This window comes from uncultured Clostridium sp. (assembly GCF_937920395.1).
Taxonomy (GTDB): Bacteria; Bacillota; Clostridia; order Clostridiales; family Clostridiaceae; genus Clostridium_AD.
Genome location: NZ_CALEVF010000268.1, coordinates 1 through 11,417, shown reverse-complemented (window position 1 = coordinate 11,417; position 11,417 = coordinate 1). Strand labels below are relative to the sequence as shown.

General features: G+C 30.6%; 13 protein-coding genes. 3 read left to right on the top strand and 10 right to left on the bottom strand.

Going from position 1 to position 11,417, the window contains the following annotated elements; all coding sequences use genetic code 11:
• Together Q0649_RS17125 and Q0649_RS17120 are read left to right on the top strand one after the other, a co-directional pair.
• Positions 1-181, top strand: a 181-nt coding sequence (locus tag Q0649_RS17125) for a CBS domain-containing protein (RefSeq protein WP_298844864.1), incomplete at its 5' end; no start/stop codon positions are given.
• Positions 174-1,751, top strand: coding sequence for a glycine betaine ABC transporter substrate-binding protein (locus Q0649_RS17120; protein WP_298844863.1), 1,578 nt, complete (start codon positions 174-176; stop codon positions 1,749-1,751). The genes Q0649_RS17125 and Q0649_RS17120, both read left to right, overlap by 8 nt.
• 48 nt (positions 1,752-1,799) lie before the next feature.
• Here the strand turns inward: Q0649_RS17120 and Q0649_RS17115 are convergent, their stop codons facing one another.
• Complete coding sequence (locus Q0649_RS17115) at positions 1,800-2,330, bottom strand: DUF6241 domain-containing protein (protein WP_298844862.1); 531 nt, start codon at positions 2,328-2,330, stop codon at positions 1,800-1,802.
• Positions 2,331-2,559: 229 nt separating this feature from the next.
• Here Q0649_RS17115 and Q0649_RS17110 point away from each other — a divergent pair, with 229 nt between their 5' ends.
• Positions 2,560-4,119 (top strand): HAMP domain-containing sensor histidine kinase, encoded by a 1,560-nt coding sequence (locus tag Q0649_RS17110; protein WP_298844860.1) that lies wholly within the window; start codon positions 2,560-2,562, stop codon positions 4,117-4,119.
• A gap of 65 nt (positions 4,120-4,184) precedes the next feature.
• Here the strand turns inward: Q0649_RS17110 and Q0649_RS17105 are convergent, their stop codons facing one another.
• The 9 genes from Q0649_RS17105 to Q0649_RS17065 all read right to left on the bottom strand — a co-directional run.
• The gene (locus Q0649_RS17105; RefSeq protein ID WP_298844858.1) at positions 4,185-5,678 is read right to left on the bottom strand and encodes a toxic anion resistance protein; all 1,494 of its coding nucleotides are present in this window, start codon (positions 5,676-5,678) and stop codon (positions 4,185-4,187) included.
• Between the two features lie 27 nt (positions 5,679-5,705).
• Complete coding sequence (locus Q0649_RS17100) at positions 5,706-6,605, bottom strand: 5-bromo-4-chloroindolyl phosphate hydrolysis family protein (RefSeq protein ID WP_298844856.1); 900 nt, start codon at positions 6,603-6,605, stop codon at positions 5,706-5,708.
• Positions 6,606-6,894: 289 nt separating this feature from the next.
• Complete coding sequence (locus tag Q0649_RS17095; RefSeq protein ID WP_298844854.1) at positions 6,895-7,173, bottom strand: FeoC-like transcriptional regulator; 279 nt, start codon at positions 7,171-7,173, stop codon at positions 6,895-6,897.
• Between the two features lie 83 nt (positions 7,174-7,256).
• Positions 7,257-7,568, bottom strand: a complete 312-nt coding sequence (locus Q0649_RS17090) for a DUF2325 domain-containing protein (RefSeq protein ID WP_298844852.1) — start codon at positions 7,566-7,568, stop codon at positions 7,257-7,259.
• Between the two features lie 60 nt (positions 7,569-7,628).
• Complete coding sequence (feoB, locus tag Q0649_RS17085; RefSeq protein WP_298844850.1) at positions 7,629-9,695, bottom strand: ferrous iron transport protein B; 2,067 nt, start codon at positions 9,693-9,695, stop codon at positions 7,629-7,631.
• A gap of 27 nt (positions 9,696-9,722) precedes the next feature.
• Positions 9,723-9,950: a FeoA domain-containing protein gene (locus Q0649_RS17080; RefSeq protein ID WP_298844848.1), complete on the bottom strand. Its 228-nt coding sequence runs from the start codon at positions 9,948-9,950 to the stop codon at positions 9,723-9,725.
• Positions 9,951-10,000: 50 nt separating this feature from the next.
• The gene (locus Q0649_RS17075) at positions 10,001-10,237 is read right to left on the bottom strand and encodes a ferrous iron transport protein A (RefSeq protein WP_298844846.1); all 237 of its coding nucleotides are present in this window, start codon (positions 10,235-10,237) and stop codon (positions 10,001-10,003) included.
• A gap of 200 nt (positions 10,238-10,437) precedes the next feature.
• Positions 10,438-10,971 (bottom strand): GNAT family N-acetyltransferase, encoded by a 534-nt coding sequence (locus tag Q0649_RS17070; protein WP_298844843.1) that lies wholly within the window; start codon positions 10,969-10,971, stop codon positions 10,438-10,440.
• A 107-nt stretch (positions 10,972-11,078) separates the two neighbouring features.
• Positions 11,079-11,417 (bottom strand): Asd/ArgC dimerization domain-containing protein (locus Q0649_RS17065; protein WP_298844840.1); only part of this gene is annotated, 339 nt, incomplete at its 5' end.

Here is an 11,417-nt window from a genome sequence, read left to right as displayed (position 1 = left end):
TATAACCGTAAATCAAGAAGATTCAATAATAAATATATTAGAGGTTATAAAAAAGAAAGACATAAATTTTGTTCCAGTAGTTGATGATAACCATAAACTAGCAGGCCTTCTTACAAAGAGCAGCCTTTTATCTATATTAAGTAATCAATTCATAGATATGGAGGTAGATGTTAATGAGTAATTTAACTTCTTTTTTTAATTTTTTAGTAGAAAGAAAAACTCAAATAATGGATTTATTCCTGCAACATATTCAACTAACTTTATTCTCAATTGTTATTGCTATAATAATTGCTATACCACTTGGTATACTTATAGTTAGATATAGAAAACTTTCGGTTCCTGTAATTGGTGTTACAAATGTAATACAATCTATACCTAGTCTTGCATTGCTTGGATTTTTAATACCAATACTTGGTATTGGAAGTAAACCTGCAATTATAATGGTAGTTATGTATTCTCTTCTACCAATTGTAAAAAATACATTTACAGGACTAACAAATGTCAGCCCTGCACTTATTGAAGCTGCCGATGGTATGGGACTTACTAATACCCAAGTGCTTCTAAAAGTTCGTTTCCCCCTAGCTATGCCAATTATCATGTCAGGTATTAGAATATCTTCAGTTACAGCTGTTGGACTAATGACCATAGCTGCTTTCATAGGAGCTGGCGGCCTTGGATACTTAGTCTTCTCGGGTGTTCAAACTGTCGATAATAACATGATTCTTGCTGGAGCTATCCCTGCTTGTATACTTGCTATTATATTAGATTTTGTACTAGGCAAGATAGAAGACATCGTAGTTCCTGAGGGAATAAAAGTTACTCATAGTAAAACTTCTAAACGCAAAGGTTTATTTGGAAGTAAAAAATTCAAACTTATAGCTTCAGGCCTTGTGCTTTTAGTTATATTATCAACAGTAGCTACAAGTTTTTTTAGTGATAAAAACAAGATAGTAGTAGGATCTAAAAACTTTAATGAACAAATAATACTCGGAGATATGGTCTCCTCATTAATTGAAGCTAAAACAAAATACAAAGTTGAAAGAAAATTGAATTTAGGTGGAACTAATGTAGTATTTAGTGCCCTAAAATCAAAAGATGTTGATTTATATGTAGAGTATACTGGTACCGTTCTTGTAAATATGCTAAAACAACCTACTATGAGCGATCCAACAAAAGTTTACAATACTGGAAAAGCAGCACTAGCTAAAAAATATGGTATAGAAATGCTAAAACCAATAGGATTTAACAATACTTACGTAATGGCCGTAAAAAAAGATTTTGCGAAAAAGTACAACTTAGAAACTATATCTGATTTAGCTAAAATAAGTCCAACAGTAACTGCTGGAGTTACTATGGATTTTGCTAATAGACCAGATGGTTATCTTGGGCTTCAGAAAAAATATAATCTAAAATTCAAAAGTGTAAAAGGTATCGATGGTGGACTTAGATATACAGCACTTCAAAATAATGAAACCCAAGTAATAGATGCATTCACCACTGATGGGTTACTTAAAAAGTTTGATTTAAAACTTTTAAAAGATGATAAAGCTTTCTTCCCACCATATTATGCAGTTCCATTAATAAACGCAGATACATTGAAAAAATACCCTGAATTAAAAGGTGTATTGTCTGTCTTAGATGGTAAAATTACTGATGATGAAATGCGAGCTATGACACTAAAGGTAGATAATGGTGCTCAATCTAAAACAGTTGCCGAAGACTTTTTAAGATCAAAACACTTAATTGACTAAAATAATAAAGACGTGATATATTTTTAAAATATATCGTGTCTTTTTTTATTATTGTCTAAGAGATTTTGCTTTTCCTAGGGTTCCATCAAGTCCATCCCACAAGTAATTGTGTTCCCCTACTCCATTTTTAAAGTCTTTGTTTTTCCAACGATTAAGAAACTGTAAAAGTTCTACCTTGTCGAGATATCCACTTTTTGAAATGTCATTAATTAATCGGTTACATTTATCTTGAGTTATCTCTACCTCTCCCCATATCTTTCCATCTTCTGCTACAATTTTAGTATTTATCATTTTATGCATCGTGTTATATACTACTAGTTCTTCATCACTTATTTTTTGGGTACTATGATTTTGTTTTATTACAACCGCCTTACTATCTAACTGTGCTTTAATTTGAACTGCTTGTACACTTTTAGGACTACCCTGCTTATTTAGTTTGTTTTGTGAAATATAATAACCTCCTGTACCAGTTATAACAATCACCAATAATACACTACCAATGGTTAGCCACATGTGACGATTGGCAAATAGTTTTCTAAACTCATCAAGGAATTTGCCTCCTGCTTTATCTAGTTTCATTAAAAAAGCCTCCTTCAATATGTATTTTATAGTAGTAAAATAAAATCATGTAAAATATATTAATTAATTGTAATTATATCACATTTATGTATTCAATGTAATATTATGACAATAATGTTTTTTAAAATACTATGTAATTATATAAATCGTATAAATACTGTCTAGAATATAGTATTCTCTTACAAAATGTGATACCATATATTTAAGAACGAAGGGGCGGTTGGTGTTTATGACACATACTTATAGTGAAAAAATAATGATACCATTTCTGTATTCGTGTACTGACATTATAACCGATGTTAATAACGAATTCCTTAATTTCACAGAGTATACTTGGAGTGAACTAGTTGGTAAATCAATTAAAGAAGTAGGAACCATGTTGAAATTTGATTTACAATCTTTAGAAGATAAAACAAACAATAAAAACTCAGGATATATATTTACAAAATTTCTTAACGCACTAGAAGTGGATATCTCAATATCCCATATCTCTGAGACAAATAGTGAGTTATACACTTTCGTTGAAAAAACAAATTCCAGACTTAATGACAAACTAATTTTCATTGAACAAATGTTTATTGATAACATATCAGGTGTTGCTATTTATAGCGTACCCGATTTAATATTACTTAGAGTAAATCAAAAATATCTAGATTCTTCATACTCTAAATATAATAAAGAAGAAAATAGTATAGGTAAACCAATAAATGAAATTATACCTAGTTTTATTGGATCAGCAGGTGAAGTTATTTGTAATTCAGTTCTTACTTCTCAAAAGGCGAGTTATATAAAAGAATTCGAATTTGATAATATAGCAAAACGTAAAACTTATTGGGATTCTAGTCAAATGCCTATATTTTATAACGGTAAGATAAAATACATATTTCATACCACAGTTGAAGTTACTAAACGGGTTCTTAAAAGCCAGAATATAGAAGCACAAAAAAAAATAATCAAAGAGCAAAAGGATTCAAAGGCACATGAAGAAATTATGAGAAAAGCATTAAAATCACAAAGAGAATTTCTTGTTAATATATCCCACGAACTTAAGACACCACTAAATGTTATATTTGCAACAGCTCAGTTATTTAATGTGTATTGTGACGGTGGCTCACTTGATAAAAATAAGGATTCAGTTATTAAATATATAAATTCAATCAAACAAAATACCTATAGATTATCTAAAATGATTAATAATATAGTTGATTTGTCAAAAATAGAATCGGGTTTCTTTAAACTTAACCTATCAAATAGTAATATAGTTGAATTTGTAGAATATATAGTAATGTCTGTAACTAATTTCACGCAAAGCAAAGGATTAAACCTTATATTTGATACTAATACAGAAGAAAAAATAATTGCTTGTGACCAAGAAAAATTAGAAAGAGTAATATTAAATCTTATATCAAATGCAATAAAGTTTTCAGATGCCGGAGATGAGATATTAGTAACTGTTAATGACAAAAATGAATTTGTTGAAATATCAGTGAAAGACACTGGTATTGGAATTGAAAAAAAGAACTTAGATATGATATTTGATAGATTTAAGCAAGTAGACAAATCTTTATCAAGAAATGCAGAAGGAACGGGTATTGGCCTAAGTTTAGTTAAATCTATTGTAGAATTGCACAGTGGAACTATAACAGTCAAGAGTCAGTATGGCAAGGGAAGCACATTTACCGTTAGCCTTCCTTCTAGAAAAGTATGTATAGAAAATAAAATATACAATAATGAAGTACGTGGTAAAGATCAAAATATAAGAGTTGAACTTTCTGATGTTTATTCATAAAATTCAAAGTATAAAAGAGTAAAAACCAAGCATAATTATGCTTGGTTTTTGATTTAATATTCAAGTTAGTTTTTTGCAGATAGTAATTTATTTTTTAAGTCACTTTGAATTTGTACAAGTTCAGCTTCAGCAACACGTCGTCGTTGTTTTCCATCTTCTTGAATTTGTAAAACTTCATCTATTGTTGAAATAAGTTGGTCGTTAGTATACTTAATTGTTTCAATATCAATAATGCCACGTTCATTTTCTTTTGCTACTTCTACAGAATTTATCTTTAGTATATCTGCATTTTTCTTTAACAACTCATTTGTTACATCTGATACAGCTTTTTGAGCCTTTAATGCCTTTTGTGAATTTGCAAGACCAAGTGCTAATACCATTTGATTCTTCCAAAGAGGTATTGTATTTACTATTGAGCTTTGAACTTTATCCACCAATACGGCATCATTGTTTTGCACCATACGAATTTGTGGTGCTAACTGCATAGATACAGCTTTTGATAATTCTAAATCATGAAGTTTTTTATCAAATCTATTGCACATATCTTGATAATCTCTAGCAGCTTGTATATCTTGTTGTAATTTGCTTTGGTCAGCCTTTTGTCTAAGTGCTTTAAGATCTATATTTTCAGTTTCCATTAGTTTTTGTTTCCCTGCCATTATATACATTGTAAGTTCCTTAAAGTTTAGTAAATTGATTTCATACATTTTATCTAACATAGAAATATCTTTTAGAAGTTGTATTTTATGTTTTTCTAAATCATCTGTGATTTTATTTATTGTTTCTTCAACAGAAGAATATCTACTCTTTAAAGTAGATATTTGATCAGAACCTTTTTTAATAAGACCAAAAAATCCTTTTTTAGGTTCAGAATTAGCAGTAAACCCCTTTAATGTTGTCGAAAGTTTTAAAAGCACATCTCCAGTTTCTCCAGTATCCTTTATTTTATATCTACTTAATGATGAATCTGCAAAATCCGAGTTCTTTTTTTGAACTCCAGATGCATATTGTAAAATTGACTGGGTATCTCTTAGATTAATTTTTCTAGACAAATCATATATTTGTCTTTTTTCATTCTCAGATAAAATAATACCCTCAGGATTAGTGTCGATATTAGTTAATGAAGGATCAGATTGTTGTTGTTGTTGATACCCTTGATTCATTTGCTGTTGTGGATATCCCTGGTTCATCTGTTGTTGTGGGTAACCCTGGTTCATTTGTTGATTTGGATACCCCTGGTTCATTTGTTGTTGTGGATATCCCTGATTCATTTGTTGCTGTGGGTACCCCTGGTTCATCTGTTGTTGTGGGTACCCCTGGTTCATTTGTTGCTCTGGGTACCCTTGATTCATTTGTTGTTGTGGGTACCCTTGGTTCATCTGTTGTTGTGGGTATCCTTGATTCATTTGTTGCTCTGGGTATCCTTGATTTGTTTGTTGCTGTTGGTATTCCTGATTTGTTTGTTGCTTAAAGTCTGATACATCAGACAAGTTCTTTGAATCTGTATTTTCAAGATTTAGAATTATTTCTGGTAAACCATTATTATTTTCATTACTCATATCTATTTTGCTCCTCTAGTTTTTTTTTTAAGAATACATAGAAATTGTATCTGAATCTGCCAAACCATTTTGAGTTAACTGTTTTTTTAACACTTCAATATCAGTAGATATATCTAATAAACTATCAGTAAAAAGTTGATTATATATTTTATTAGAAGCATCCTTAATCATTGGCAGCAAACTTTCAATTTTATTCATACTTGTATTAATATTTGGTATATTTAAGTTGACGTTTTTCTGTAATTCAATATACTTGTCCATCTGTGTAAAAAGTTCCGGTAAATAATAATTAATAAGAGGCTTATGTTTATACTCTGATTCTGGATGTTTTTCCACATATTCAAAAATTTTACTACAAATAAGTTCAATTTCTTCTAACTGTTTTCTTGTCTCAGATTTTAAAATTTTCCAACTAAACCCTTGCAACTTCCTTACATATTCATTTTCTGATAGAGTTTCTACAGGTTTTTCTGTAACTTTCTGCTTCTGTGCACTCTTCTTAGTTTCAGAATCAATAAAACCATAATCCTGATATATCTTATCTCTTACCTCTCTATCTTCATCAACATCTACTCCAAGATAAGATTCGATTTCCACGCGAATTAAATATTCTTTCCTTGCTTTCAGAACACTTAATATATCTAGTAACTCTGCATCTACTACAAGAGATGATTCAATGCTCAGACGGATTAAGTATTCTTTTTTTGTTTTCACAATACTTACTATTCCTCGAAAATAAGCTATAATATTTACACCAGGTATAATAATAGCTATTAAATATAAAAAGCCACGTTTTTTCCATTCCTTATTATGTGTCTTATTTCCTATGTAAAGAAATGAAATACCTGCTAATGAAAAAAAAGCAAATATTATATATAGTGAGTTTTTAAACTTCCACATCTTTCCTTTATTCAGTGTCTTTTCCATATTTTATCTCCTTTTCTTAATTAGTGTTAGCAGTAGTAATAGAATTCCCTATTCATTTCATCCATCCTTTTTTTTGATTTTATACCCAATTTAACTATTATTTTTACTATCATTTCTATAATATCACATTTTTTGTTTAATACTATATTTTTTTACATATTATACTGTATAACCTTTTATTTTTATCTTAAATATTAAATACAAAAGCTGCTTTTATTCATTCAAAGTATAAAGGAGTAAAAAACAAACATCCTCATGTTTGTTTTTTACTCCTTTAGTTAGCTATTCTTTATTTAGCTACTCTTAATGCTGCTTCATTGCCTTTACTTGTAATCTTCCACATTATTATATTGCTTTTCGAGCTACAACAACTTGCCTTTTTAGGACCACTTCCACAATCACATGAACCAGCACAGGATGCCATCTCTTCCCTTACAATGTATCCTTTCCTCTCAAGTTGCATTAACATTTGCTCAACCATTCCCTCATCGATTCCAAGTTCTCTAGCCATTATCTTATTAGAATACCGATCGCCCTGCGCTAATCTTTTAAGTACCTTCATTAACATTCTACATTCCTCCATCACATATATATTTATTCTATATAAATCTATTCTATATAAATCCATATGTTTTATTTCTTATTTTACATTTAAATAACCCTTTGCGGACTACACCCAAGTTCCTTTGCACATTCTTGTATTTTCTTTTCCATGTGTATCCATGAACGTTTTGAATATACAACTTTCACATTAGATCTTCTTGATTCTTCTTTAACAATTTTTGTTAATTGATGTCCTACGAAATCTATAAGAACCATGACCAAATCTATGTGACCTGGCAATCTAAAATTTTTAGCATCTTTTTTTCTACCTGTTATGTGTTCTATATCATTAAAACCATTCTGCATTAGTTTCTGAGTAATATTGCCGAGTTTATCTCCACCTATGAGTAATATGAACATAAGTTCACCTCCCTAATATATATTACAATCATGACATTGATTTTCATTATCAGCATATTATTATTTAAATCCTAAAAGACTTCCTATTTGGAATACTAAAACTGCTCCTACCCATCCAATAAGGCAACTCACAACTGCTGATACTACAGCCCATTTCGTTGAGTTAGTTTCCTTCTTAATAGTTCCTATAGTTGCAACGCAAGGTACATAAAGAAGAGTCATTACCATAAATGAAAGTGCAGTAAGTGGTGTAAACGCATGTTGAATAGCTCCTATAAGATGTGGTCCATTAGCTACCCCATATATAGTTCCAAGTGTTCCTATTACTGCTTCCTTAGCTGCAAAGCCAGTAATAAGTGCTACTCCTGACTGCCAATTTCCAAAACCTGCTGGTGCAAATACTGGAGCTATAAATGTTCCTACTATACCAAGTAAACTGTGTTGACTTCCTGCCTCAACTCCATATGGTAAGTTTGAAAGTGCCCAAACAATCACAACTACTCCTAAAATAATTGTACCTGCTCTTGTTAAAAAATGTTGTGACTTTTCCCACATATGAACAAATATACTTTTAGCTGTTGGTAAACGATATGGAGGTAATTCCATTATAAAATAAGAGGTGTCTCCTTTAAATACTTTATCACTATAAAATTTACCCATTAGTATAGCAACTACAATTCCTAAAACATAAAGTAAAAATATTATTAATCCGCCTTCATTAATAATGCCGATTTTTTTATCCGAAAAGAATGCAGCAACAAACACTCCATAAACCACAAGTCTTGCTGGACATGACATAAACGGACTAATTAGAATAGCTATCATTCTGTCTTTTTTACTTTCTATAGTTCTTGTAGACATTATTCCAGACACTGCACATCCACTGCTTAATATTAGAGCAATAGCAGTTTTACCGTGAAGTCCTACTGAACTCATAAGTTTGTCCATTACATATGCCGCTCTTGACATATAACCACTATCTTCAAGTAAAGACATAAGAAAATACATAGTAAGAATCATTGGCATAAATACAAGTACTGATCCAACGCCACCTATAAGGCCATCTGTTACAAATGATATTAAAAGTTTAGGTGCACCAATATTCGTTAATGTACTTCCTAAAAATTGTCCTAATGCATCCATACCATCGCCAAGTATTCCACCTAAAAATCCATTACCAAAACTTATTGAAATTTGATACATAAGAAACATTATAAGTCCGAATATTGGAATACCAAGCCATTTATTTGTAACAATCTTATCTATTTTATCAGATGTAGTTTCTCCTGTAATTTCCTCTTTTTTAACACATTTTCTCGTTGCATCACTTATTGCTTCATATCTTTTATCAATTATAAAAGTATCAGGTTCATAACCTATTACTGATGTTAATCTCTCTATACTTTTTCCTACTTTATTATTTATCTTTTCACCATTCTTTTGAGTGCTTATGTATTTCATTACGTATTCATCATTTTCTAGAAGCCTAAGTGCTGCCCATTCAGTAGGATATTCAAGAGTTGCCCCGACTTCTGACATAGCTTCCCTAATTGATCCAATTTCCTTTTCAATATCTTTACCATAATCAACTTTATATACACTACTTTTATCTTGCTCACTTAATTTTATAGCTTCCCTAATAAGTTCCTTTATACCTTCCCCTTTAGGAGCTACTGTAGGTATAATAGTTAAATTTAGTTGTTTTGATAATTCTTTAATATTTATTTGTATATTTTTTTTCTTAGCTTCATCTGCCATATTAAGTGCTAAAATAACCTTAGCACCTGTTTCTAATAATTGCATTGTAAGATATAGGTTTCTTTCGAGATTAGTAGAATCAATTACATTAATAACTACATCAGGCTTGTCTTTTAATATGAAATTACAAGCTACAACTTCATCCTCAGAATATGCCCCAAGACTATAGGTGCCTGGTAAATCTACTACTGTTAAATTCCTGCCTTCAAATTTAAGGTCACCCTCTTTCTTCTCAACTGTAACACCAGGCCAGTTACCTACATGCTGTTTTGCACCTGTTAATTCATTAAACATACTGGTTTTACCACAATTAGGATTACCAGCTAGTGCTATTACTAAATCTTTACCATCATTATTCAAGTTACTCATGTATTCCCCCATATTTTCTTATTATTTTTAAACTTCACTTACCATAACTTTCTGTGCCATACCTCGTCCAAGTACTAAACGCGTCTCTCCTACCCTTATGATTAAAGGGCCATTGTCATTTTTCATGATTTTTATTATAGCCCCTGTACTCATGCCCATCTCCATAATTTTCTTGCGTAGTGCTTCTCCGCCTTGCACTGAATTAATTTCTGCAAGTTTCCCTATTCCAATAAAATTAAGTGGCATACTCGTCATTTTGACCTCCATTATTATTTATTTAGGAGTAACTATATAAAATGGTGATGTTAAATCATCTCCACCATAATATCTTTTGCTTCATTTTTCCTAAGGCTTAGTTTATATCCTCTAACTTGTATCTCTATAGGATCTCCCATAGGAGCTTTACCTTCAACAACTAACTGGACACCTATTGTTATTCCCATATCCATAATTCTTCTTCGTATTGTACTCCCTGGTACTATTTGCACAACCTTAACCCTAGATTTTAAATCAACTTTATCTAGTCCTACTAGCTTTTCCATATAATCACTCCTCATAAATATTATTATTAATATTGAAACTCATTATCACTATATCAATAAAAAATATATTCCATTTTCATATAATATAGATAGTCATTTGAGAACTATTATCATGATACTACATTATGGTTGATCTGTAAACATATAAATTAATATGTATAAAAAAAAAGAGTGAATATCCTTACGGTATTCACTCCATTTTAAACTACTCTCTCATTGCAAATTATATTATCTAAGGATTCTTTTGGTCTTGCTATAGCATATTCTTTGCATAATAATGCTCTAATATAACCACGGTCATCATTTGTTGATTCTATATAAAAACATCTTCCATAATAAAATCTTATAAGTGAAAACATTCTAGATGCAGTATGGAGATATAAACTGGTAACCCCTTGCTCCATCATTGCAATATCGACTGCATTCATTAATATTTTGCCAATACCATTATTTTGATGTAGTGACGAAACTCCAAATCTACTTAAATAAGCACTATGATCTGGTTTAACTTTAATTCGTACACTACCTATAACTTCTTCATTAGATAGAGCTACAAAAACATTAGTAGTCTCTATCGCCTTTAATACATCCTCATACGATTCCTCAAAAGGTGCTACTAGTCCCGTAATCCCTGCATTCTCGGCATACAATTTAAACGATTTTTTTGCAAGTAACATTATTTCTTCAATGTCGCTAGTAACAGCTTTTCTAACTTCAAAGAACATTTTGTCCATGTATCTACCCCCATATCATATTATTTCTGTATGTCATTATATATATATTTATGTGTATATAACAAGTTATATTTTAAAGATAATTGTTAAATATAATTACAATAAAGTTATGGTGCCATAGCAATAATTTCAAGACCAGTAGTTTCAGGTATTCCAAACATAATATTCATATTTTGCACAGCTTGACCTGCAGAACCTTTAACTAAATTATCTATAGCAGATATTATTATTACTCTGTTTGTACGTTTATCCACCCTAATTCCAATGTGACATATATTAGATCCTCTTACCCATCTAGTTTCAGGTAATCCATCTATAATTTTCACAAAATATTCATCCTTATAAAAATCTCTATATAAAGATATAATATCCTCCTGAGTTATGTCTTTCGTAAGTGTTGCATAACAAGTTGATAATATTCCACGATTCATTGGAACTAAATGAGG

Bases quoted from the DNA above. Each gene is read 5' to 3' on its own strand.
- Q0649_RS17115 (WP_298844862.1), bottom strand. From the start codon at position 2,330: ATGAAACTAGATAAAGCAGGAGGCAAATTCCTTGATGAGTTTAGAAAA.
- Q0649_RS17105 (WP_298844858.1), bottom strand. From the start codon at position 5,678: ATGAGTAATGAAAATAATAATGGTTTACCAGAAATAATTCTAAATCTT.
- feoB (WP_298844850.1), bottom strand. From the start codon at position 9,695: ATGAGTAACTTGAATAATGATGGTAAAGATTTAGTAATAGCACTAGCT.
- Q0649_RS17070 (WP_298844843.1), bottom strand. From the start codon at position 10,971: ATGGACAAAATGTTCTTTGAAGTTAGAAAAGCTGTTACTAGCGACATT.
- Q0649_RS17090 (WP_298844852.1), bottom strand. From the start codon at position 7,568: ATGTTCATATTACTCATAGGTGGAGATAAACTCGGCAATATTACTCAG.
- Q0649_RS17095 (WP_298844854.1), bottom strand. From the start codon at position 7,173: ATGTTAATGAAGGTACTTAAAAGATTAGCGCAGGGCGATCGGTATTCT.
- Q0649_RS17100 (WP_298844856.1), bottom strand. From the start codon at position 6,605: ATGGAAAAGACACTGAATAAAGGAAAGATGTGGAAGTTTAAAAACTCA.
- Q0649_RS17110 (WP_298844860.1), top strand. From the start codon at position 2,560: ATGACACATACTTATAGTGAAAAAATAATGATACCATTTCTGTATTCG.
- Q0649_RS17120 (WP_298844863.1), top strand. From the start codon at position 174: ATGAGTAATTTAACTTCTTTTTTTAATTTTTTAGTAGAAAGAAAAACT.
- Q0649_RS17080 (WP_298844848.1), bottom strand. From the start codon at position 9,950: ATGACGAGTATGCCACTTAATTTTATTGGAATAGGGAAACTTGCAGAA.
- Q0649_RS17075 (WP_298844846.1), bottom strand. From the start codon at position 10,237: ATGGAAAAGCTAGTAGGACTAGATAAAGTTGATTTAAAATCTAGGGTT.